Genomic DNA, 22,690 nt, shown 5'->3' on the forward strand with positions numbered 1-22,690 from the left:
CATGGCAGCTCGCGGTGACAATTCCAAAGCAAAGCCCGGCGCGCCTGTCGACGTCGAGCCATTGCGCCGGGCGATAACCGGCTGCGTGCGCTCGATCGCCGGTGACGGCGACGTCGAGGTGACCTTCGCCAATGAGCGGCCGGGGATGACCGGCGAGCGCATTCGGCTGCCGGAACTTTCCAAGCGGCCGACGGCGCATGAGCTGGCGGTCACCCGTGGTCTCGGCGATTCGATGGCGCTGCGGCTCGCCTGCCATGACGAGAAGGTGCATGCGACGATGGCGCCGCAGGGCTCGGACGCCCGGGCGATCTTCGATGTGGTCGAGCAGGCGCGCGTCGAATCGATCGGCGCGCTGCGGATGGAGGGCATGGCGTCGAACCTGCGCTCCATGACGGATGAGAAATATTCCAAGGCGAATTTTACCGGCATCGAGCGCCAGGAAGACGCACCGGTCGGCGAAGCGGTTGCGATGATGGTGCGCGAGAAGCTGACTGGCCAGCGCCCGCCAGCCTCCGCCGGCAAGGTGCTGGACCTCTGGCGCGACTTTATCGAGGACAAGGCAGGGTCCGAACTCGACAATCTGTCGAGCGCGATCAACGACCAGCAGGCCTTCGCCAAGGTCATCCGCAACATGCTGTCGGCGATGGAAATGGCCGAGGAATACGGCGACGATGACAGCGACGCCGACAATGACGACCAGTCGGAGCAGGAAGACCAGCCGAGCGGCGACGAACAGGACCAGGACGAGGTCGACGAGGATGCCGGTACCGATGCCGCCCCCGTCGAGGACAGTGAGGTCGCCGACGAGCAGATGGAGGACGGCGAGACCGAAGGCGCCGAAATCTCCGACGACGACATGATGGAAGAGGGCGAGGACGATTCGGAAACGCCGGGCGAGACCCGCCGGCCGAATACGCCTTTTGCCGATTTCAACGAGAAGGTCGATTATCACGTCTTTACCGAAGAGTTCGACGAGATCATCACCGCCGAGGAACTTTGCGACGCCGCCGAGCTGGAGCGCCTGCGCGCCTTCCTCGACAAGCAGCTGGCGCATCTCCAGGGCGCGGTCGGCCGTCTCGCCAACCGGCTGCAGCGCCGCCTGATGGCGCAGCAGAACCGCTCCTGGGATTTCGACCTGGAAGAGGGTTATCTCGATCCGGCCCGGCTGCAGCGCATCATCATCGATCCGATGCAGGCGCTCTCCTTCAAGATGGAGCGCGACACCCAGTTCCGCGATACTGTCGTTACCCTGCTCATCGACAATTCCGGCTCGATGCGCGGCCGGCCGATCACGGTTGCCGCCACTTGCGCTGATATTCTCGCCCGCACGCTGGAGCGCTGCGGCGTCAAGGTCGAGATCCTGGGCTTTACGACCAAGGCCTGGAAGGGCGGGCAGGCGCGTGAAAGCTGGCTTGCCGGCGGCAAGCCGCAGACGCCTGGCCGCCTCAACGACCTGCGTCATATCATCTACAAGTCGGCCGACGCGCCGTGGCGGCGCGCGCGCGCCAATCTCGGGCTGATGATGCGCGAGGGCCTGCTCAAGGAAAATATCGACGGCGAGGCGCTGATCTGGGCGCATAATCGCCTGCTCGCGCGCCGCGAGCAGCGCCGCATCCTGATGATGATCTCGGACGGAGCGCCAGTGGACGATTCGACGCTGTCGGTCAATCCGGGCAATTATCTGGAGCGGCACCTGCGTGCCGTCATCGAACAGATCGAGACACGCTCGCCTGTCGAGTTGCTGGCGATCGGCATCGGCCATGACGTGACGCGCTACTATCGCCGCGCCGTGACGATCGTCGATGCGGACGAGCTTGCCGGTGCGATGACCGAGCAGCTTGCCTCGCTTTTCGAAGACCAATCCGTGCAGCCGCGCGGCGGCCGGATACGCCGTGCCGGCTGACGCCGCTGGAAGAATGACGGTCAAGCGCCTCTGCCGTGCGGCGTCGATCGCTCTCGGTATCGCAGCCGGCGCTTCCTCGTCATGGGCCGGCGACGACGTACCGGTCATTAGCCGGCAAATCTCCGATTTCAGGATCGGCTCTTCGGAGATGCAATTCGGATCGCTGGAATTTCTGGGCGGGCTGGAAATGGTGTCCAGCCGAGCGCTGTTCGGCTCGCTCTCCTCCATCCGTTTCCGGCCGGACCAAAAACATTTCGTCGTCGTGCTCGATACCGGCCAGTGGCTGACCGGCAGCATCGAGCGCGACGTCAAGGGCAGGCTTTCCGGCCTGTCGGATGTCGAGATCACGCCGATGAAGAACAGCGCCGGGCGCAGCTTCGAGGGCAAGGGACATATGGATGCCGAAGGCCTGGCGCTGGACGGCGACCGGATCCTGGTCTCCTTCGAGCAGGCTCATCGCGTTGATGTCTATCCCGACCCCGGCTTTGCCGGCTCGGGTGCGATCGCCACCCTGCCGATCCTCATCCCGCGGAAGATGCTGAGCGACAATCGCGGTATCGAAACCATCACCGTGGCGCCGGCATCGAGCCCACTCAAGGGCGGGGTGGTCATCGTCTCCGAGCGTGGTCTCGACAGCGATGGCAACCGGCTGGCGGCCATTCTCAGCGGGCCGCTGAAAGGACGTTTCTCGGTCGAGCGGGATGGCAGCTTCGACATCACCGACGGCGCCTTCCTGCCGAACGGCGACCTGTTGCTGCTGGAGCGCCGCTTCAACATGGCCGAAGGCATCGGCATGCGCCTTCGGCGCATCAAGGGCGCCGACATCAGGCCCGGCGCCGTCGTTGACGGCGAATTGCTGCTGGAAGGTAATTTCAACTCGCAGATCGACAATATGGAAGGGCTCGATGCTTTCCAGGCCGCCGACGGCACCACCCATATCATTCTGGTGTCGGACGACAATCATTCGATCCTGCAGCGCAATCTGATGCTGGAATTCCGGCTTTCGGAAGAGGCGGCGTGGGCAGGGGTGAATTCCCAGAAGCGGAATTGATCCAAGACATCAGACCGATGTCATATGCCTCGGCTATCCCCCGCGGCATCGGGAATCAGTCTTCGCAGGGAGATTCATGGTGCATATTCATGTCATGGGCGCCTCCGGTTCCGGCACGACATCACTCGGCCTCGCGCTTGCCGAAAAGCTCGATATCGCCCATCTCGACACCGACGATTTCTTCTGGTTACCGACCGATCCGCCCTTCGCGACGCCGAGGGATGCCGACCAGCGCATCGGGCTGCTCCTCGATGAGGTGGCGCGGCACGAAGGCTGGATCCTCTCCGGATCGGCGCTGAAATGGGGAAGGCCGGTCGAGCCGCTTTACGATCTGATCGTGTTCGTGAGGATTGATCCGGAGCTTAGAATGGCGCGCATCCTTGCGCGGGAGACTGCCCGATACGGAAGCAGAATCAGGCCTGGCGGCGACATGGCCGTAAAAAGCGGGGAATTCCTGGAATGGGCGGCCAGCTATGACACGGCCGGCCCCGAGCGTCGCAGCCTTGCGGCGCATGAACAATGGCTGGATACGCAGACGGCGCCGGTGTTGCGGCTCGATTCGTCAAGAGATATCGACGATCTGGTTGCCGAGGCTCTGCTGCATCCCGCGATCGCCGCCGGTGCGGGGTCCGGCGGCGTCCGTGATTAGCTGGCGCGAGCGGCCTGCATCGGCCGCAGCACGTTCATCAGCGCGCCATAAGGCAGCAGCATGACGAGGCCGACGATCATCTTCACGACGAAATCGCCGATCGCCCAGGAAATCCATCGCGGAGCCTCCGTGGCGAAAACGCCGAGGACGGGGGCTGCTTCCAGCGCAAAGGGGTCGTTCGGGCCGAGGAAGACGAAGAACGCGGCGAAGGAAAGCGAGAAGAACATCACCGTATCGAGCGCCGAGCCGATCAGCGAACCGACCAGCGGCGCGCGCCACCAGGCCTGGCGGCGAAGGCGGTTGAAGACGGCGATATCGAGCAACTGGCCGGCGAGATAGGCCGAGCCGGAGGCGATGGCGATGCGTGGCACCGAGGTGAAGAAGGAGAGCGTCACACCGACGACGAAGCCGGCAAAGACGACCTTGCGGGCTGCCTGCGGGCCGAACTGACGGTTGGTCAGGTCGGTGATCAGGAAAGCGATTGGATAGGAGAAGGCGCCCCAGGTCAGGATGTCGGCAAGGTTGATGCCGGCGACTTCGGCGTTCAGCGGAAACTGGACGAGGAAGTTGGAGGCGACGACGACAAGCGTCATCAGCGCGACATAGGCAATGGTATAGCGGGTCTTCAGCATTTTTTTATCCTGGGTGATGCCACCAGTTGGAGAGACGGACCGGCAAAGCAAAAGGCTTGTCCGGTATTATCCGTTCAAGCCTTTTGAAGCCGTATGAAAGAAGGGCAGAAGCTTATGCAGCAGCGGCTTCAGCGGTCTTCTTGGCGATCTGACGGCGCAGCAGGCGCGCGCGCATCGACAGTTCGTTTTCGCTGGCCTTCAGCAGGAATGCATCGAGGCCGCCACGATGCTCGACGGTGCGAAGAGCGGCAGCCGAAACGCGAAGACGGTAACGCTGGTTGAGAGCGTCGGAAATCAGCGTTACCTGGCACAGGTTCGGCAGGAACCGGCGCTTGGTCTTGTTGTTGGCATGGCTGACATTGTTACCAGTCAGGACGGCCTTGCCGGTCAATTCGCACACGCGGGACATGGAACACCTATTCTTGTTTTTCTCGGGCCATCGAATTGCCACTCCCGGCAAAGCCAGGCGCGCAATCCAACTGGCATGATTGGAAAGTTGCGGTTCTATAGTCAGACAGGCTGCTCGCGTCAAGCCAAACCTTGGCCTTTCCCGCAATTCTGTCAAAAAGCTGCTGTTTTCTTCCCTTCACGGCAGGAGTATAGACCGCTCAGCAAAGGTTGCCAGCGCGCAGCAAGACAAGGCTTTTTTCCATGGCTCATTCGGGCAGACGGATTTTCATTTCGGCCATCGCCGCACTTCTTGCCATACCGGCATCGGCGGCCGAAATCCAGCATCGGACGGAATACCGGGTGGCGCTCGCCGGGCTGCCGATCGCGCGCGCCGCGTTCCTGACGCAGATCGAGGACGATCACAGCTACAAGATCGCCGGGAGCATCAATTCCGCCGGTCTTGCCGATCTCATCACGACGATTTCGGCCAAGACCAGCGTGAGCGGCGTCGTGCGCAATGACAGATTGCAGGCGCAGAAATACTCGCTCTACTACAAGAGCGGCAAGAGGAAGGCCCGCGTCTACGAGGTCAGCTACCGCAACGGCAACATCATCTCGGCGACGACGACACCGATGCCGAAGCGCCCGAAGAACTGGATCGACGTCACGCCGCGCGACATGCGCTCGGTGCTCGATCCGATCTCCGGCCTGGTCTTCACCGGCGATACCAAGGTCTGCTCGCAGACGCTGCCGATCTTCGACGGCGAGACGCGCATGGATCTGGTGCTGTCGCCGAAGGGCGACGAGGATTTCTCCACCAATGGGTTCAAGGGCAAGGCGACCGTCTGCAGCGTCCGCTTCGTGCCGCGCTCGGGCTACAAGAAGGGCCGCAAGGATATCGACTATCTGAGCAAGAGCGATCGCATGGAAATCTGGTTTGCCAAGTCGGACGCGGCAAATGTATACGCTCCTGTTTATGTGCGCATTCCAACCGAATATGGAATGGTGACGATCACTGCCGTCAAATACGGCAGCAACAGCTGACGGGGCTTCTGCCTCCGTGAAGGGGGACAGGTGAAGCTTCGCGCGACGTTGATCGGCTTTACGGCCATTCTGATGTGGTCGTTCCTGGCGTTGTTCACGGCCGCCTCCGGCAAGATGCCACCGTTCCAGCTTTCGGCCGTCTGCTTTGCGATCGGCAGCATTCCCGGCCTCGTCGTGCTTATCCTCAATCCCGCGCGGCTGGCGCTGCTGAAGCAGCCGGCCAAGGTCTGGATAACCGGCATTGCGGGGCTGTTCGGTTATCACTTCCTCTATTTTACCGCGCTCCGGAACGCGCCGGCGGTGGAGGCGGGGCTGGTCGCCTATCTCTGGCCGCTGTTGATCGTCGTCGGTTCGGCGCTGCTGCCGGGCGAACGGTTGCACTGGTATCATGCGGCGGGTGCGCTTGCCGGACTTTGCGGTACCTTCCTGATCGTCAGTCGCAACGGCATCGATTTCGACGGCGCCTATGCCGTCGGTTACGGTGCCGCCTTTCTCTGCGCCTTCACATGGTCCGGCTATTCGCTGCTGACGCGGCGTTTCGACGCCGTCTCCACGGATGTCGTCACCGGCTTCTGCCTTGCGACATCCATGCTGTCGTTGCTCTGCCATCTCGGCCTGGAGACGACCGTCTGGTCGGCAACGAGTTTCGAGTGGGTCGCCGTCGCCGGGCTTGGGCTCTTTCCGGTCGGGGCTGCCTTCTACGCGTGGGATTACGGCGTCAAGAACGGCGATATCCAGATTCTCGGCGCGGCAAGTTACGCCGCACCTCTGCTTTCGACGCTTATTCTGCTGCTGTTTGGATTTGCCGAGCCGAGCTGGCGCATTGCTCTCGCCTGCGTGCTCGTCACCGGCGGGGCGGTGCTCGCCGCCCAGGACATGTTCCGCCGCAAGAGCCAGGCGCAGCCCGCAGCAGCAGAATAGGCCTTAGATAGTTGGAGCATGGTGTCGCCCGAAAACCGCTCACACTTTTCGGCATCATGCTCTAGCCGCCGGGCTTCCAACCGGGCGGCGCCATCTCGAAGCTCGAAAACTCGAAGCCGGGCGAGACGGTGCAGCCGACCAGGGTGAAATCGCCGAGGGTTTCGGCCGATTGCCACCAATTGGCGGGAATGATCGCCTGCGGCCGCTCGCCGGCGGACAGGTTGGTTCCGAGCGTCAGGGTTTGGCTTGCCGTTCCGTCTTCCGAGCGGTGCAGCGAGAGCGGCGCGCCGGCGTAATAATGCCAGGCCTCCGCCGCGTCATGGACGCGATGCCAGTGCGAACGCTGTCCCCTGGTCAGCAGGTAATAGATCGCTGTCGAGTGGCCGCGTTCCCCGCCCGCCGTATCGCGGAATGTCTGCACGTACCAGCCACCTTCGGGATGCGGCTGCATGCCGAGTTCGCGGATGATGTCCTCAGGCGACATCAGAAATGGTCCTTGCGCTTGCGGATCTCTGCAAAGACTTCCTCGTTGGTCTTGCCTTCCATCAGCAGATTGCGGCGGATCGCCGGATCGGCGGCGCGCAGGAACGGGTTGGTTTCCTTTTCCAGCCCCAATGTCGTCGGGATGGTGAATTTGCCATCGGCGCGCAAGGCCTCGATCTCGGCGGCGCGGCTCTTCAGTCGCTCATTGTCGGGATCGACGGTCAGCGCGAAGCGGGCATTGGACAATGTGTATTCATGGCCGAAGTAGATGGCGGTCTCATCGGGCAACACGGCGAGTTTCTGCAGGGAATGCCACATATCGGCGGCCGGGCGTTCGAACAGCCGGCCGCAGCCGAGCGCAAACAGCGTGTCGGCTGCAAACAGCAGCTTGTCATCGACGAAGTGATAGCAGATGTGGCCGGCGGTGTGGCCGGGTGTCTCGATGACGTTGACGGTGTGATCGCCGAAAAGGAAGCTGTCGCCATCGGCCATCGTCCGATCGAGGCCGGGAATGGCGACGGCCTCGTTGATGGGGCCGATGATCTCGCAGCCGAATTGTTCCTTCAGCGCCAGGTTGGCAGTGACATGGTCGGTGTGATGATGAGTGGTGAAGATATGGGTGATTTTCCAGCCGCGACGTGTCGCCGCTTCCAGGATCGGCGCCTCCTCCGGCGCATCGATCGCCGCGGTAAAGCCTGTCTCCGGATCGTGCACGAGAACGCCGAAATTGTCGGTGCGGCAGAGAAAAACGTCTAATTCCAAAGGTTTCATCGTTCAATAATCCCTTATCCCAGGAGTCTCGCGGAAATGTAGAGGTTCCGGCCTTGAAGTCCAACCGCCCGCTGATAACATTTGTCGCAATGCACGCCGATATCGTCGACTTACGCCAGTTCTATCATTCCGAGCTCGGACGTCTTGCCGAGCAGTCGATCGCCATGGCGCTGTCCTCGCTCTGGGTGCGGCTGCCGCAGGAGCGTCTGGTCGGTCTCGGTTATGCCGTGCCCTTCCTCGATCGCTTCCAGGCCGATACCGAGCGTACCTTCGCTTTCATGCCGGCCGGGCAGGGCGCGGTGAATTGGCCGATGGGCTCGCTCTCGACGACGGCGCTTGTCTTCGACGAGGAACTGCCGCTGCCGGATTCGTCGATCGACCGGGTGCTGATGGTGCATTCGCTGGAATTCGCCGAAAGCCCGCGCGAGACGCTGAAGGAGCTCTGGCGGGTGCTGGCGCCGGGTGGACGGCTGGTCATCGTCGTGCCGAACCGGCGCGGCGTCTGGGCACGCATGGAGCATACACCCTTCGGTTCGGGCCGGCCCTATTCCCGCGGTCAGTTGACCAATCTGCTGCGCGAGACAAATTTCACCCCGGGCGCGACGGCTGAAGCGCTGTTCTTCCCGCCCTCGAAGTTGAGGACCATCCTGCGGCTTCGCCGCGCCTTCGAGCGGATCGGTCGAACGCTGTGGCCGGCCTTCTCGGGCGTCATCATCGTCGAAGCGCAGAAGCGGCTCTATCAGGGGCTGCCGGTGGCGGCGCGGGCCTCCCGCCGCGTCTTCGTGCCGGTTCTCGCACCGCATGGCGTGCCGACCACACGCAGCAGGTAGCTCCCGGCGGTCTCCAACTGCTTGTGTCACGCCCATAGGTCTCGACAACAATCGCATTCCGCTTTAATGCCACTTGGTGTTTTTCAGCCCGGATTTCCGGCAATTCCAAGGTCGAACCCATGAGCGTTGAGATGAGCAAGCCCGTTCCGCGTCCCGGTATTCTCGATATCGCAGCCTATGTGCCGGGCAAGGAACATGCGCCGGGTGTTGCCCGCGTCTACAAGCTTTCGTCCAACGAAACGCCGCTCGGCGCCAGCCCGAAGGCAATCGAAGCCTTCAAGACGGTTGCCGACAATCTGGGGCGTTATCCTGACGGGCAGGCGATCGAACTGCGTGAGGCGATTGCCGCCGTGCACGGCCTCAATCCGGCAAACATCCTCTGCGGCAACGGTTCCGACGAACTGCTCGGCTTGCTCTGCCATGTCTATCTCGGTGCCGGCGACGAGGGCATCATCACCGAGCACGGCTTCCTCGTCTACAAGATCCAGATCCTGGGCGCCGGCGCCACGCCTGTTGTCGTCAAGGAGAAAGACTATACCGTCGATGTCGATGCGATCCTTGCCGCGGTGACCGAGAAGACGAAGATCGTCTTCATCGCCAATCCCGGCAATCCAACCGGCACCTATGTTTCCGTCAGCGAGATCCGCCGCCTTCAGGCCGGACTGCCGAAACATGTCGTCCTCGTGCTCGATGCCGCCTATGCCGAATATGTGCGCCGCAACGATTATGAAGCCGGCATCGAGGTCGTCTCCTCCAATGCCAACGTGGTGATGACCCGCACCTTCTCGAAGGCTTATGGCCTTGCGGCGCTGCGCGTCGGCTGGATGTATGCGCCCGCCGAGATCGTCGATGCGCTGAACCGCGTGCGCGCGCCGTTCAACTTGAACGCGCCGGCAATCGCCGCCGCTGCCGTTGCCATCCGCGACCAGGCCTTCATCCAGCAGGCCGTCTCCTTCAATCAGATGTGGGTCGAGACGCTCACCCAGGCACTCGAAGCGATCGGGTTGAAGGTGACGCCGTCCGTCGCCAATTTCGTCCTCATTCATTTCCCCGAGATCGACGGCAAGCGCGCCGCGGATGCCGACGATTTGCTGACGAGCCGCGGCTACATCCTGCGCGCCGTGCGCGGCTATGGCTTCGCCAATGCGCTGCGCATGAGCATCGGCCCCGAAGAGGCCAACCGCGGCGTGATTGCCGCGCTCACCGAATTCATGGGTCATCAGGCATGAGTGTGCAGTTCGATCGGATCGCGCTGATCGGCATCGGCCTGATCGGCTCTTCGCTTGCCTACGACATTAGACGGCTTGGTCTTGCAAGGGAGATCGTCGTCGCCACGCGCAGCCCCGATACGCTGAAGCGTGCGGAGGAACTCGGCCTCGGCGACCGCTACACGACGTCTTCACAGGATGCCGTCAAGGATGCCGATCTGGTGATCGTCTCGGTGCCGGTCGGCGCTTCGGAAAGTGTGGCGAAGGAGATCTCGGGAAGCCTGAAGCCGGGGGCAATCGTCACCGATGTCGGCTCCACCAAGGCTTCTGTCATTGCGCAGATGCTGCCGCATATGCCTGATAATGTGCATTTCATCCCCGGCCACCCGCTGGCCGGTACGGAGAAATCCGGCCCGGATGCCGGCTTCCCCGGCCTCTTCGAAGGCCGATGGTGCATCTTCACGCCGGTCGCGGATACCGATGAGACGGCGCTGAAGCGGCTGCGCAGCTTCTGGGAAGCGCTGGGCTCGAAGGTCGACGAAATGGATGCCGAACATCACGACAAGGTGCTCGCCATCGTCTCGCACCTGCCGCATATCATCGCTTACAATATCGTCGGCACGGCCGACGATCTGGAGACGGTGACGGAGTCTGAGGTCATAAAATATTCCGCCTCTGGCTTTCGTGATTTCACCCGCCTCGCCGCCTCCGACCCGACGATGTGGCGCGACGTCTGCCTGCATAACCGCGATGCGATCCTCGAAATGCTGGCGCGCTTCTCGGAGGACCTCGCCTATCTGCAGCGCGCCATCCGCTGGGGCGAGGGCGACAAGATTTTCGAACTCTTCACCCGCACGCGCGCCATCCGCCGTTCGATCGTCCAGGCCGGCCAGGATGTCGACGCGCCGGATTTCGGCCGCCACGCGCTGGACAAGAAGTAGCCGCCGCGATGGTAGAGGTGGCACGTGCCGGCCGGGCGGATATCGACTGGTTGGCTCGCGAGGATGCCAGCGCCGGTGAAGCATGGGTATCGCGTTGCGTCGCGCTCGGCGAATATCTGGTTGCCAGGGAAGACGACGAGATCGTCGGCTTCCTGCGTTTCTCCCGCTTCTGGGGCAGGGTTCCCTATATGGAAATGATCCGCGTCCTGCACGGCCATCGCCGGTTGGGCGTTGGGACGGCGCTGTTTCTCGCCTGGGAAGAAGCGATGCGCGACGACGGCGCCCGCCTGCTGATGACGTCGAGCGAATGCGACGAAAGCCGGCCCCAGGACTGGCATCGCCGCAACGGATTTTCCGAAACCGGCGCGATCGAATTGCCCGGCTTGCAATCGGTCCCGGAATTCTTCTTCATCAAGCGAATCGGTTAGATCGGCGGAATTCGGCCGAGCGGGATGAAACCGCTGACGGTGGCATTGCCGCGATCGACGACGAGATCGACGGAGACCTTGTCGCCGCCGCCGGCAAGCGCCTTCAAGAGCTTGGTCGCCGTGTTGACGGTCGAGGCGATATCCGGAAAGGCCTGTTTCAGGCTGTTCCCCCAAGGGCCGAGCTGTTCGATCTCCAGCTTGAATTTTCCCGAGAGGAAGCCCTGCTCGTCGAAGGAGAAGGGGCCGGTCAGTGTCATCACCTTGCCGTCCCCGATGTCGGCGACGATGCGGCGCAGGTCGCCGGTGGTACCATTGAGGCCGTTCCGGTCACTGCCATCGATCAGGCCGGCCTTGCCGGCGACGGTCAGATCGATGCTCGCCGAGAATTTCGGGAAGATCTGCGGCCAGTCCTTGATCGCCGTATTGGCGTCCTGCACGGAGATTGCGCCGTCGAGATCTGCACCATTCTGGCGCAGATGGATTTCGGTGCGAGCGGCATCGAAGCTCATGGTCTGGCCGGAGTAGGAGGAGACGGCCATCGCCTTCAGACCCTCGATGACGGTCGAGCTGTGGTCGATGCCCTGCAGCCTGGTTGCAAGACTTGCCTGCAGGTTCGTCCATTGGGCCGAGATCGAAAGGCCGTTGCTGGTGCGGATCTCTGCCGGCGAATCGAGTTCCCAGACGATATTGCCGGGCGCATAGACCTGTGCTGCGGAGCGTAGCGCGCCGAAAGTGGCGGAAACGCCGTTGACATTGTCGTCGACGTCGATCTTGGAGCAGAACAGACCGATACGGAAGGGATAGCCGCGGAATTCGATATCGGAGCATTCGCCGCTGACGCCTGCCTGATCGCGCGGCGCGATCGCTTTCAGCACCGTGGTCTTCAATGCTGACGCCGCATAGAACCAGCCGCCGGTATAAAGCGCGATCACCAGGAGGACGCCCCCACCCAGCAACCAGAATTTCTTACCGCTGCCGGATCGGCTTGACGCTGCCATGATGTTCTCCAATGGTGAATCGCAAATGTGATTCCCGGTCTGGCGTGCGATATGGACGAATTTTGGGTATTTGGCTACGGTTCGCTGATGTGGAATCCGGGCTTCGAGTTCATGGAGCGGGCAGAGGCCCTGGTCTACGGCTACAGGCGTTCGCTCTGCGTCCGCTCCTTTGTTCATCGTGGCACCCGCGACAATCCGGGCCTGGTTCTCGGCCTCGACAGGGGTGGCGCCTGCCGCGGCATGGCTTTCCGCATTTCGCCGGAAAAATGGGACGAGGTGATCGATTATCTCCGCGCCCGCGAGCTGGTCACCAATGTCTACCTGGAGCGCCGGGTGCGGCTGCAGCTTGCCGGCCGGCGTCGGGTCGAAGCGGTCGCCTACATCATCGACCGCGAGCATGAACAATATGCCGGCGCGCTCGATGCGCTTGCGGCGGCACGGGTGGTGAACGAAGCAAACGGCCAGTCAGGTCCGAATGATGCCTATGTCTTCAACACGCTGACGCATCTGAAGCAGATGGGCATTCGCGACCATTGGCTGGAGCAGGTCGTCAACGAAGTGGAGCGGCTGCGCGCCGCCTGATCTCAGCCAGTTGCCGCGTTCAGCTTGCGCAGCTCGACCAGCCTTTCGACCGCCGTCGGCGGGAGCGGCAGATGCGGATTTCGCGCGACGGTTTCGAGCAGAAGCTCGTCGCTTGCCCGCTCCGATACCTCGATCAGATGGGCGAAAAAGGCGTCCGGATCCATTCCCGGCATGATCGGCGGCAGAATCTTCACCTTGAAATGGCCGGGATAACGTCGAATGCTCCGCCGCGGCCAGAACAGACCGGGATGCATGGCAACCGGCACGACGGGGAGGTTAAGATCGCGGTACATGCGGGCGATGCCGTATTTATAGAGCGGCTCTGCGCCTGGCGGGCGGCGGGTGCCCTCGGGATAGATGATGAGCTGGCGGCCGGTCGACAGTTCCTCCTTCGTGCGTTTCAGCACTTCCACCATCACCTTGCCGCGGGCGCCGCGATCGACCGGGATCATACGCTGTTTCTTCGCATACCAGCCGAAGAGCGGAATCCACATAAGCTCGCGCTTCAGGATGTAGACCGGATCCTTCAGCCAGGGCAGCAGCGCGTAGGTATCCCAGAAGGACTGATGTTTCGGCGCCAGGATGTAGCTGCCATCAGGCAGGTTCTCCAGTCCCTCGATCTCGAAGGTGGTGCCGACGATCACCCGCATCAGCCAGTGGTTGGAGCGCGCCCAGTTCTTCGGGATCGCATAGGCGATCTTGCGCGGCACGACGAAATAGTAGGGCGAGAGCACGATCATCCGGATGATGAGGTTGGCGTAGAAGATCGTGTTGAAGAGAACGGAACGCAGGGCGATCATGAAACTTTCCCGAGGCATGCTCACGCGACCGGCCTACACGATATTGCCCGCCATAAAAAGCGTTTGATGACGCCCTGATGTAAAAGCCTAGAACAGGATGATTTAGGCCTGTTCGGCCTAAAATCTGAATCCTGTTCTACATTATAAAGTTAGAGCATGATGTCGTCCTAAAACCGCTCACACTTTTCGGCATCATGCTCTGAAGAAATTCCGGCAAAAGTGCATAGTGGTTTTGCGTCCGGAATTGCGCAAAACAAGAAGACGGAGCGTCCGTAGCGCGTTCTATCAGACGCGCGGTGCTCTATTGTTGGCCGGACGCATTTGCCGAGCGCAAGCCGGTGTGGCGGCCGAAGCCGGTGATGTTGCGGGCCCCGGTCAGCAACACTTTCACATATTCGGCCAGCATCACGCGCATCGCATTCGGATCGGTGAACCAGTTGCGGCTCTTCAAATCCGAATTGACCACGGGATAAGCGATGAATTCGATGTCGGGATCGACATAGGAGAGTTCGGCGAGGCTTCGGGGCATGTGATAGTTGTTGGTGACGATCAGAACGCTGCGGTATCCCTTGGTGTGGATCCAGTTCGAAGCTTCCTCGGCATTGCCGATCGTGTCGATCGCATCGTAGCCGATATCGACACAGCAGGAGAAGAGATCGGCCGAACCCTGCGTCATCTTGCGGATCTGTGCCGGCGTCGTCGTCGGGTGGACGCCGGAAATGAGCAAGCGCTTGCCTGCCCCCTTCTGCAGCAGCTCCACGGCCTGGTCGATGCGCTGGTAACCACCCGTCAGGACCACGATGGCATCCGCCTTCGGCTCGGCCGGGGGCTTCAGCGTCGTCACGGAATCGGCGAAACGCAGAAAACCGCCGAATACCAGGGCGATTGCCAGCAAGCAGGCAAAGCCGCCCCAGCGCAGCAGGCGGCGGATTGGCCCGCGTCGCGGCGGCAGACCCGCCGGGCGATCAAGCTCCGGGTCCTGATGAATCGGGTTGGGTGTCGTGTGTCCCATCGTCATGAATCGTGATTATACGCTGATTGCGGCGCGGAACAGACGCTTTCATGGCAAAACGGCACGGTCACGATCAACTTCCGATGCCGTCGGTGCGTGTCGGGTCTGAGCGTAGTGTATCGATTTCGTAGATCGTCCGCATGACGGTCAGCCGCGCGGTGAAGGTGGTCAGGAGTGCGATGACGATCATCGTCGCGAAGATGCCGGCATAACCGAGCACGCCGACGGAGAAGGTGCCGAAGAGCGCGGTCGCCTGGTCCGTTTCCGGGGTGGCGAGGGTGCGGCTCTGCCAGAAACCGGCGCTAGCGAAGAAGAGAGCGGCAAGCGCGCTGCCGATCGCCGAGCCCTTGAGGCTGATCTTCAGGAAATGCTTCTGAAATTCGGTGGCGACGAAGGAGCTTTCGGCGCCGACGAAATGCAGCACTTCGACGACGTGACGATTGCCCGACAGCGCGCCGCGCGTGGCGAAGACGACCGTGAGCACCATCGCCGTGAAAACCAGCAGCAGGATGCCGGTGCCGATCATGACAGTCGTGTGCGCCATGGACACCAGCCGGTCGACCCAGGTGCGGTGATCGTCGAGGCTCGCCTGCGGGATACTGTCCTTGAGCAGCGCCCGCATCGAATCGAAATCCGGTGGATTGCTCTCATCGATGGTGATGATGACGAGACGGGGAACGGGCAGATCCTTGAGATCGAGACCGGGGCCGAGCCACGGTTCGAGCAGGCGGGCGGTCGCCGCCTCGTCGACGATCTGGCCGCTTTTGGTGCCGACGAAGGTCAGCGCCAGGTCGCGCGCCTGGGTGAGCGCCTTCTCCATGTCGAGATTGTCGTCCGGCTTGATCTGAATGGTGATCTCGCGGGAGATCTGGCTCTCCCAGCTGGCCGCCGTCGAGCGCACCATGCTGACGCCGCCGAGCGTCAGGCAGGCAAGAAAGGCCATGATTGAGATCACCACCATCAACGCGCTGCCCTGGATGTTCGAAGGCGGCAGGATCGGCGCAGTCGGACGCACGCGCAATTCCGGCCGCTTCTGCTGGGTCTTGGCAGACGCCTTCTCGGGGTTTCTGGACGGGGGCTCAGTCATAGATATCGAGATGCCCCTCTGAGAGGATCATGCGGCGGGCTTCCACCTGTTCCATCAGCGCCAGGTCATGGGTGGCGATCACCACCGCCGTGCCGAGTCGGTTCAGCTCGAGGAAAAGATTGAGCAGGCGCTTGGCCATCGGCGGATCGACATTGCCAGTCGGCTCGTCGGCCAGCAGCACTTCCGGCCGGTCCATCAGCGCCCGGGCGATTGCGGCGCGCTGTTTCTCGCCGCCGGAGAGCACGGGCGGCAGCACGTTGATGCGTTCGCCGAGGCCGACCCATTTCAAAAGTTCGAGGACATCGGTCTTGTAGGAGCTCTCATCCTTGCCACGCACCCGTAAGGGCAAAGCGACATTCTCATAGGTGGTGAGATGGTCGAGGAGGCGGAAATCCTGGAAGACGATGCCGACGCGGCGGCGCAGAAGCGGCAGTTCAGGGCGGGGGATTTCGGAAATGTCGCGCCCGAACATGCGGATCAGGCCGCGCGTCGGCTGCAGCGACATGAAAAGCATCCGCAGCAGCGACGTCTTGCCGGCGCCCGATGGGCCTGTCAGGAACTGAAAGGATTTCTTCGGAATGTCGAAGGTCAGGTCCCGGAGGATTTCCGGGCCCATGCCATAGCGCAAACCGACATTCTCGAAGTGGATCAACGGGCAACTCAGTCTGTTGTGGGTTTCACCGCACGACTTGTTAACCAACACCGTTAACAGCCGGTAAATTTTGCTGGAAAGACGCCCGTTTGATGGCGATCTTTGCGAAGCATTAACCATTAAAATTTACGACTGAGCAGGATTCGTTTCAATGCCAAGATTTCCCCTGGCAGCGAAACCATGTGGACATCTGCGAGGCAGCCACCATGGAAGCATCCTCCTTCAGTCGCCGGACGCCGGGCCAGGCCTATGATTTCCTGCCGCCGGAACCTGCCAACCGTCAGTACCGCTCTGCGCGTCCTGCCGATATCTCCGACGCCGAATTCGTCACCCTCGGCAAAGTTCGGCCCAGGGAATTCAATGCAAGGACCTATAACGACAACCGCAAGCGTATGGCTGCCGCAAACGCTGCACCGCCGCCGTTCATGCTGGCAATCGCGAATTCCGTTCTGCAGACCGCGGAATCCTGGCTGCAGCGCGCGTCGATGCGGAGCTTCGCAGCGCTGGTGCTGGCGCTCGTCGTGCTTGTCTTCGGGCTAACGGGTGGCTTTTCCGGCGTTTCCGGCGAGCGAGCCACGTCCGGAGCGTCGCTGCATTTCACCCATGTCACGGTGACGCCGCGTGATGCGAACGGCATGCGCGTGCTGGTCATCAACGGCATCATCGAAAACGACAGCGGCACGACGCAGACGGTGCATCCGATCCGTGCCGATCTCGTGACCGACGAGCGGCTGACCGCAAGCATCGTCATCAACCCGCCGGCCGATGTGATCTATGGCGGCCAAAGCCGGGGCTTCTCGGCTCGCGTGCAGCATGCCGGCGGAAAGATGCCGGAGGTCCGGCTTTCCTTCCTGCCACAGACGTAACAGGACACGGGATGGGCCGACTTTCGCGCCACAGGTCGTGCCAATCGCGCTAATTTCATAGCCGGCGAGGCTGTTTCAAGCTCGCATATGTGCTAACGGCTTACCTTCTTTTTCATGGAGCAAGCCCTTATGCCTGTCGTGCGCGGAAAAAACATCGAGCCGCTCTTCACCGCCGAGCAGATTGCCGAACGCAATCATTCGATGGCGCGGGAGATCGCCAGCGGCCCGACCAAGGACCTGCTCGTCATCGCCGTGCTCAAGGGCTCATTCATTTTCGCCGCCGATCTGATCCGGGCCCTGCATGACAGCGGGCTTGCCCCGGAGGTCGAGTTCATCACGCTGTCGAGTTACGGCATCGGCACAGTTTCGCAGGGCGTGCGCATCGTCAAGGATATCGACAGCGACGTGCATGGCCGCGACGTCCTGCTGATCGACGATATCCTTGAATCCGGCCGGACGCTGCTCTTTGCCAAAGAACTGCTTTTCGAGCGTGGTGCGCGCAACGTCACGATCGCCGTGCTGCTCGACAAGCGCGTCAAGCGCAAGGAAAAGCTGGAGGCCGACTATGTCGGCTTCGAATGCCCTGACTATTTTGTCGTCGGCTATGGCATGGATGTCGCCTATGCCTTTCGCGAACTGCCCTTCGTCGGCGTGGTGACCGGGGACGCCTGAGCGACTGCAAAGTGTTGCAGCGCTTTTGCGCGTCTGAAAGACCCGTTGCGCTACTTTGCCGTTCGAGACGGGTTGTTAACCATCTCGTCCATCGCTTCCTCATCTTTACCGATCGAAAAGGAAAGTCTGGTGATTTCCGTCGCGGGGCTGATACGGAGCGATGCACATATGGCAAGAATTCTGATTACGGAAGACGAGGACTCCCTGCGGTCCTTCGTGGCCCGGGCCCTGCGGCTTGATGGCCACGAAACCGATGAGGCGGCCGATGGGGCCGAGGGGCTGGAGAAGCTCAAGGACGGGGTCTACGATCTGCTGCTTTCAGATATCCGCATGCCGGTGATGGACGGCATTGAACTCGCCCATCAGGCAAAAGACGCTTTTCCCAGTTTGAAAATCCTGCTGATGACCGGCTATGCCGAACAGCGCGAACGGGCCGACGATCTTGCCGAAAAGATCATCGATGTCGTCGCCAAGCCATTCGCGCTTCCCGAGATCCGCAAGGCTGTCGCCCGAGCGCTTGTCGCTTAGAGCCAGGATACCTAAAGGCGTGATTCGGAGCGAAATCATGCTCCATTTCTTTGATTGAGATCACGATTCAGATTCCAGGCCGGTTCGGCCTGGAGTGAATTTGTTCTAACGCGCCTGCTGTTGATCGCGTTGCGGTGAGTGGCCTACTGGATGTCCAGCAGTCGTTCGAGATAGCGCCGTTCCATTTCCTGCGGCGGATTGTTGCCGAGCTTTTCGCGGATCGCGTCAAGGATTTCTCGCGCCCGCTGAACGTCGATTTCGTCAGGCACCTTCACGCTGTTGTCGCCGAACTCCGGCCCCTGGGGGCGGCGCGGCCGGCCGAGCGGGTCGCGGCCGTTCTGGTCGCCCTGGCCCACCTGGCCGTTCGGACCTTGACCCTGCTGGCCCTGCTGCGCCTGCATCATCTGGTTCATCATGTCGCGGGCGCCCTGGCGAAGCGCTTCCAGGGCGCGGCCCTGGCCCTCGACGGCCGGTTGGCCACGTCCCTGGCCGAGTTCTCGGCCGGCGCCTTCCATTTCGCGCTGCGCCTGGCCAAAGCCGGGGCCGGGCTTCATGCCCATCTCGCCGAGGCTCTTCTGCAATTCGCCGAGCTGCTTGCCGAGCGCATCCTGCTGGGTGCGCAGCTGTTTCAACGCCTCCCGCAGCTGCTCGGCCGTCATCTGGTCGGAGGGCTGCTGGCCTTCTTTGCCTTGCTGGCCCTGCTGCTGATCCCGCGGCTCGCCGTTCTCTCCGGGGTTCATCTCGTCGAGCAGCGGATCGTTCTCGCCCATGTCAGGCTCGCCGCGCTGCATGCGGTCCCTGAGCTGCTGGTCGAGCCGGAAGGTCTGTTCCATCAGCTTCTGCTGGTCGCGCAGGATCTCACCGAGCTTGTCGATCTGCTTGCGGGCCTCGCTGTTTTCCTGGCCCTGCTGACCGCGCTGCGGGCGGCCCGCCTGCAGGTTGTTCATCATCCGCTGCAATTCCGACAGCATCTGCTGGGCGGCGTCACGATTGCCGGAGCGGGCGAGATTTTCGATCTGGTCCATCATCCGTTCCAGATCCTGCTGACGCAGGATATTCTGCGCGTTCTGGTTCGGCCGCATCGGCGCGTTCTGCATGCGTTGGGCGAGCTCGGTCATATAGTCCTGCATCGCTTTGCGCAGCTCGTCCATCAGCTCCTTGATCTCCGCGTCGGGAGCGTTGCGGTCCAACGCGTCGGCAAGCTTCTGCTGGGCTTCGCGCAGCTTGCGCTCGGCGAGCGATAGATCGCCGTCCTCCATGCCGAGGGCGATTTCCCAGAGATATTGGGCCGTATCCTTCAGCGCATCCTCGCCCCTGGCGAGCTTCATGCGCGTCAGGGCGGATTCGAGCAGCAAGTAGTTGGTAAGCTTGGGGATCGTCTCCTCGGGGCGGATAGTCAGCGCCTCGTTCAGGGCGATTGCCTGCGGCATCTTGCGCGTATCGAGCGCGAAAACCTGCCGCTCCTCAGCTACGGCCGCGGCAAGCGGCTCGTTGAAGGGCCGCGACGGCAGCACCATCTCATGCGGCGGGCTGCGGCCGGTCTGGCCGGCGGCATCCTTGGCGACGAGGGTGATGCGCACGCGCTTGCCGGCAAGCGGATGTTCGGTCAAGTTCCGGCTGGTCACGCCCTTGGCGTCGCGGGCGTTGCGGCGGGGAATATCCAGCCGGTATTCCGGCAACGGATAGAGCGGCGTTGCCGTCGGATCGGTTTCGACGGGAACGATCCCTGCATGCGCCTCCTGGACCCCGTAATCGTCCTTAACGGTGAAACCGATTTCGAGCGCCCCGTTGACGCTGGGCTTCGGCAAACCGTCAAAGGCAATCTCGGGCGCCTTGTCGGGAAGCACGTCGAAGCTCCAGCGGCGGCCATTGACCTCGAGTGCACCGTTCTCCTGGAGCTTCATCATATGCGTCTGCGCGACGAGAGCCTGGCTGGCAGGTGCCGCCGTCGGCTGCTCGCTGGCTGATCCCGCCGTCTGCTGCGGCTTGGTATCCGCCTGCACGGCAATATCCTGGACCTCGCCGTTCGCCTTGCGGAACAGGACCTTCTCGGCGGTCTTTCCGCCGCTGACGCGGACGGTGAGGCCTGAAAACTGCGGAATGCCGATCGGCGCCTGCTCGCTGCCGTCAGCCGTCAGATAGATCGGGGCGCGGCCGGTATAGGAAGGCGGCGTCACCCAAGCGTCGATGCGCACCGCCGGATCGCTGACCACCTGCTCGGGTGCTGCCTGCAACGCGTCGCGGATCGAGCCGCCGTTGATCGACAGCGAATAACCGAAGGCCGTGACCAGCAGCAGCGCCGGGACGGCGCGCAGCGCGAAACGGTCATGCGCGGCGATATCAGGCCGCGGCAGTCCGGTATCAAGCGCTGCGATCTTTTCGGCCATGCGCGCCTGGTGCTCGCGCCAGAGCGCCCGGCCGAAGGGCGTATCGAAGGCCGGCTCGTCTTCCTGGACGGTGACCGGCTGGTGCGGCAGACCGTTGCGCTCCTCCAGCATGCGGTCGGCTTCTGCGATCCTCGGCCAGCGCAGGGTGCGGAAGGGGAGGAGCGAAATGAGAAAAGCGGCGGCAAAGGCGATGAGCAGCAGAATGCGCAGCCAGTCCGGCACGCTGCGGAAGAGGCCGAACCAGGAGGCAGAGAGATAAAAGGCGATGACGGACAGTACCGGCATCAAAGGAGGCAGCAGTTGCTCGAAAAAGAGCACGATTCGCGCCAGCAGTCGTTTCGTCGTCACGAGCCGGGCAAGCGAGGGACGGTAGGCAAATGCGCCTTTCTTCTGCCTCGATGGGCTTGTCATCGGTCCGGTCTCCGCGATCTGGCGTTCTGGAACAGAGGGCGCTTCCGGCGATTGCAGGGCAATACGCTCATGAACGAAAGGATAACACTCTTTGTGGCGAAGGCGAGGGCGAGCGGCCGGCAATACCGGCTTTTCACGTTTATTCGCCAAAAAGTGATGGCTTGTTCAGTCGAGCCAGGCCGGAACGGAGTCGAGGCTGATCAGTTCGGCATAGGTTCTACGCGGTCGAATCGTGTGGAAATCGCTGCCCCTGACCAGAACTTCGGGCACCAGCAGGCGGCTGTTATAGGTGCCGGCCTGGACTGCGCCGTAGGCGCCGGCGGTGCTGACGGCCATCAGGTCGCCGGGCTTCGGCATCGCCATCTCGCGGTCGAGCGCCAGATAGTCGCCGGTCTCGCAAACGGGGCCGACGACATCGGCGCGGATGCGCGGCGCGTTGGCCGCCGAAATCGTTACCGGCCGAATCTCGTGATAGGCCTCGTAAAGCGTCGGGCGGATGAGATCGTTCATCGCGCCGTCGACGATGACGAAGGTCTTTTCGCCGCCATCCTTCACATAGAGGACCTCGGTCACGAGGATGCCGGCATTGCCGACGATCAGGCGTCCGGGTTCGGTGATGATCTTGCAGTTTAGACCGCGCAGCTGGTTCTTGACGATTGCCGCATAGGCGTCCGGCAGCGGCGGCGGATTGTTGTCGTCCTTGTAGGGGATACCGAGGCCGCCGCCGATATCGACGTGATGGATGGTGTGGCCGTCGGCGCGCAGCGTCGCGACAAGGTCGTGCAGCAGCTTGAAGGCGTCGTCGAAGGGCTGCAATTCGGTGATCTGGCTGCCGATATGCATGTCGATGCCGGTGACCTCGATGCCCGGCAGCCTGGCGGCATGGGCATAGATGGCGCGGGCGCGCTCCCAGGAGATGCCGAACTTGTTTTCCTTCTTGCCGGTCGAGATCTTGGAATGCGTCTTCGCATCGACATCAGGGTTGATGCGGAAGGAGACCGGCGCTTTCTTGCCCGCGCTGACGGCGCGCTGATTGAGGATCTCGAGCTCGGGCTCGGATTCGACGTTGAAACAGTAGATACCGGCTTCGAGGGCGAAATCCATCTCGGACGGCGTCTTGCCTACACCTGAGAACATGATGCGGCTCGCCGGAATGTCGGCGGCAAGCGCGCGGCGCAGTTCGCCCTCAGAGACGACATCGATGCCGGCGCCGAGGCGGCCCAGCGTCTTCAGCACCGCCTGGTTCGAATTCGCCTTCATCGCATAACAGACCATGGAGTCCATGTCGGCGAAGGCTTCCGAAAAGACGCGGTAATGGCGCTCCAGCGTCGCGGTGGAGTAGACGTAGAAAGGGGTGCCGACCGCCTTGGCGATCTCGGGAACGGGGACGTTCTCCGCATGAAGGACGCCGTCGCGGTACTCGAAATGGTTCACGGGTTTATGC

General features: G+C 62.2%; 24 protein-coding genes. 13 read left to right on the plus strand and 11 right to left on the minus strand.

The genetic code is table 11. The annotated features are described in order from the left end of the window. The first annotated feature begins 1 nt into the window (after window position 1). From cobT to ACM5SV_RS08600, 3 genes are all read left to right on the plus strand, one after another. The gene (cobT, locus tag ACM5SV_RS08590; RefSeq protein WP_130739807.1) at window positions 2-1,903 is read left to right on the plus strand and encodes a cobaltochelatase subunit CobT; all 1,902 of its coding nucleotides are present in this window, start codon (window positions 2-4) and stop codon (window positions 1,901-1,903) included. A gap of 13 nt (window positions 1,904-1,916) precedes the next feature. Next, on the plus strand, window positions 1,917-2,954 hold the full coding sequence (locus tag ACM5SV_RS08595; protein WP_222014509.1) for an esterase-like activity of phytase family protein: 1,038 nt from the start codon (window positions 1,917-1,919) through the stop codon (window positions 2,952-2,954). Window positions 2,955-3,030: 76 nt separating this feature from the next. Beyond that, window positions 3,031-3,603 (plus strand): AAA family ATPase, encoded by a 573-nt coding sequence (locus ACM5SV_RS08600; protein ID WP_222014508.1) that lies wholly within the window; start codon window positions 3,031-3,033, stop codon window positions 3,601-3,603. Here ACM5SV_RS08600 and ACM5SV_RS08605 read toward each other — a convergent pair. Together ACM5SV_RS08605 and rpmB are read right to left on the minus strand one after the other, a co-directional pair. Then, a complete protein-coding gene (locus tag ACM5SV_RS08605; RefSeq protein ID WP_012759191.1) occupies window positions 3,600-4,235 on the minus strand; it encodes a queuosine precursor transporter in 636 nt (211 codons plus the stop codon). The two genes, ACM5SV_RS08600 and ACM5SV_RS08605, sit on opposite strands and share 4 nt — an antisense overlap. Before the next feature lie 112 nt (window positions 4,236-4,347). Continuing rightward, window positions 4,348-4,644: a 50S ribosomal protein L28 gene (rpmB, locus tag ACM5SV_RS08610; RefSeq protein WP_003543341.1), complete on the minus strand. Its 297-nt coding sequence runs from the start codon at window positions 4,642-4,644 to the stop codon at window positions 4,348-4,350. Window positions 4,645-4,886: 242 nt separating this feature from the next. Here rpmB and ACM5SV_RS08615 point away from each other — a divergent pair, with 242 nt between their 5' ends. Together ACM5SV_RS08615 and ACM5SV_RS08620 are read left to right on the plus strand one after the other, a co-directional pair. Beyond that, window positions 4,887-5,669, plus strand: coding sequence for a DUF3108 domain-containing protein (locus ACM5SV_RS08615; protein WP_012759190.1), 783 nt, complete (start codon window positions 4,887-4,889; stop codon window positions 5,667-5,669). Between the two features lie 30 nt (window positions 5,670-5,699). Beyond that, on the plus strand, window positions 5,700-6,590 hold the full coding sequence (locus tag ACM5SV_RS08620) for a DMT family transporter (protein ID WP_128405827.1): 891 nt from the start codon (window positions 5,700-5,702) through the stop codon (window positions 6,588-6,590). Between the two features lie 61 nt (window positions 6,591-6,651). Here the strand turns inward: ACM5SV_RS08620 and ACM5SV_RS08625 are convergent, their stop codons facing one another. Together ACM5SV_RS08625 and gloB are read right to left on the minus strand one after the other, a co-directional pair. Next, window positions 6,652-7,074: a cupin domain-containing protein gene (locus ACM5SV_RS08625; protein WP_012759188.1), complete on the minus strand. Its 423-nt coding sequence runs from the start codon at window positions 7,072-7,074 to the stop codon at window positions 6,652-6,654. Continuing rightward, window positions 7,074-7,844: a hydroxyacylglutathione hydrolase gene (gene gloB, locus ACM5SV_RS08630; protein ID WP_017995331.1), complete on the minus strand. Its 771-nt coding sequence runs from the start codon at window positions 7,842-7,844 to the stop codon at window positions 7,074-7,076. Before gloB ends, ACM5SV_RS08625 begins: the two co-directional genes overlap by 1 nt. Before the next feature lie 53 nt (window positions 7,845-7,897). On the opposite strand from gloB, the gene ACM5SV_RS08635 reads away from it, so the two are divergent. The 4 genes from ACM5SV_RS08635 (at window position 7,898) to ACM5SV_RS08650 (ending at window position 11,251) form a co-directional block, all read left to right on the plus strand. Further along, entirely contained in the window at window positions 7,898-8,674 is a 777-nt protein-coding gene (locus ACM5SV_RS08635; RefSeq protein ID WP_017995330.1) for a class I SAM-dependent methyltransferase, read from the plus strand. A gap of 131 nt (window positions 8,675-8,805) precedes the next feature. Further along, window positions 8,806-9,903, plus strand: a complete 1,098-nt coding sequence (hisC, locus tag ACM5SV_RS08640) for a histidinol-phosphate transaminase (RefSeq protein ID WP_197725674.1) — start codon at window positions 8,806-8,808, stop codon at window positions 9,901-9,903. Further along, window positions 9,900-10,823: a prephenate/arogenate dehydrogenase family protein gene (locus tag ACM5SV_RS08645; protein ID WP_113547533.1), complete on the plus strand. Its 924-nt coding sequence runs from the start codon at window positions 9,900-9,902 to the stop codon at window positions 10,821-10,823. The genes hisC and ACM5SV_RS08645 overlap by 4 nt, the downstream gene beginning before the upstream one ends. An 8-nt stretch (window positions 10,824-10,831) precedes the next feature. Further along, the gene (locus ACM5SV_RS08650) at window positions 10,832-11,251 is read left to right on the plus strand and encodes a GNAT family N-acetyltransferase (RefSeq protein WP_113547532.1); all 420 of its coding nucleotides are present in this window, start codon (window positions 10,832-10,834) and stop codon (window positions 11,249-11,251) included. On the opposite strand, the gene ACM5SV_RS08655 is transcribed toward ACM5SV_RS08650, so the two are convergent. Continuing rightward, window positions 11,248-12,249, minus strand: a complete 1,002-nt coding sequence (locus ACM5SV_RS08655; RefSeq protein ID WP_113547531.1) for a DUF2125 domain-containing protein — start codon at window positions 12,247-12,249, stop codon at window positions 11,248-11,250. The genes ACM5SV_RS08650 and ACM5SV_RS08655 overlap by 4 nt on opposite strands. 51 nt (window positions 12,250-12,300) lie before the next feature. On the opposite strand from ACM5SV_RS08655, the gene ACM5SV_RS08660 reads away from it, so the two are divergent. Beyond that, window positions 12,301-12,831: a gamma-glutamylcyclotransferase gene (locus ACM5SV_RS08660; RefSeq protein ID WP_012759181.1), complete on the plus strand. Its 531-nt coding sequence runs from the start codon at window positions 12,301-12,303 to the stop codon at window positions 12,829-12,831. Between the two features lie 2 nt (window positions 12,832-12,833). Here the strand turns inward: ACM5SV_RS08660 and ACM5SV_RS08665 are convergent, their stop codons facing one another. The 4 genes from ACM5SV_RS08665 to ftsE all read right to left on the minus strand — a co-directional run bounded on the left by ACM5SV_RS08665 (window position 12,834) and on the right by ftsE (window position 16,382). Next, complete coding sequence (locus tag ACM5SV_RS08665) at window positions 12,834-13,631, minus strand: lysophospholipid acyltransferase family protein (protein ID WP_012759180.1); 798 nt, start codon at window positions 13,629-13,631, stop codon at window positions 12,834-12,836. 301 nt (window positions 13,632-13,932) lie between these two features. Continuing rightward, a complete protein-coding gene (locus ACM5SV_RS08670) occupies window positions 13,933-14,643 on the minus strand; it encodes a YdcF family protein (protein WP_020487038.1) in 711 nt (236 codons plus the stop codon). A gap of 73 nt (window positions 14,644-14,716) precedes the next feature. Beyond that, the gene (locus ACM5SV_RS08675; RefSeq protein ID WP_012759178.1) at window positions 14,717-15,730 is read right to left on the minus strand and encodes a cell division protein FtsX; all 1,014 of its coding nucleotides are present in this window, start codon (window positions 15,728-15,730) and stop codon (window positions 14,717-14,719) included. Further along, on the minus strand, window positions 15,723-16,382 hold the full coding sequence (ftsE, locus tag ACM5SV_RS08680; protein ID WP_003543317.1) for a cell division ATP-binding protein FtsE: 660 nt from the start codon (window positions 16,380-16,382) through the stop codon (window positions 15,723-15,725). Before ftsE ends, ACM5SV_RS08675 begins: the two co-directional genes overlap by 8 nt. A gap of 206 nt (window positions 16,383-16,588) precedes the next feature. On the opposite strand from ftsE, the gene ACM5SV_RS08685 reads away from it, so the two are divergent. The 3 genes from ACM5SV_RS08685 to ACM5SV_RS08695 all read left to right on the plus strand — a co-directional run bounded on the left by ACM5SV_RS08685 (window position 16,589) and on the right by ACM5SV_RS08695 (window position 18,448). Then, on the plus strand, window positions 16,589-17,248 hold the full coding sequence (locus ACM5SV_RS08685) for a membrane protein (RefSeq protein ID WP_012759177.1): 660 nt from the start codon (window positions 16,589-16,591) through the stop codon (window positions 17,246-17,248). A gap of 129 nt (window positions 17,249-17,377) precedes the next feature. Continuing rightward, entirely contained in the window at window positions 17,378-17,920 is a 543-nt protein-coding gene (hpt, locus tag ACM5SV_RS08690; protein ID WP_003543314.1) for a hypoxanthine phosphoribosyltransferase, read from the plus strand. Between the two features lie 168 nt (window positions 17,921-18,088). Beyond that, window positions 18,089-18,448, plus strand: a complete 360-nt coding sequence (locus ACM5SV_RS08695; protein ID WP_012759176.1) for a response regulator — start codon at window positions 18,089-18,091, stop codon at window positions 18,446-18,448. 143 nt (window positions 18,449-18,591) lie between these two features. Here the strand turns inward: ACM5SV_RS08695 and ACM5SV_RS08700 are convergent, their stop codons facing one another. Next, on the minus strand, window positions 18,592-21,246 hold the full coding sequence (locus tag ACM5SV_RS08700; protein ID WP_222014507.1) for a TIGR02302 family protein: 2,655 nt from the start codon (window positions 21,244-21,246) through the stop codon (window positions 18,592-18,594). Between the two features lie 165 nt (window positions 21,247-21,411). Next, window positions 21,412-22,680: a diaminopimelate decarboxylase gene (lysA, locus tag ACM5SV_RS08705; RefSeq protein WP_128405824.1), complete on the minus strand. Its 1,269-nt coding sequence runs from the start codon at window positions 22,678-22,680 to the stop codon at window positions 21,412-21,414. Between the last annotated feature and the right edge of the window lie 10 nt (window positions 22,681-22,690).

The organism is Rhizobium sp. CRRU65 (genome assembly GCF_048551595.1).
In the GTDB taxonomy this organism is placed as follows: domain Bacteria; phylum Pseudomonadota; class Alphaproteobacteria; order Rhizobiales; family Rhizobiaceae; genus Rhizobium; species Rhizobium leguminosarum_J.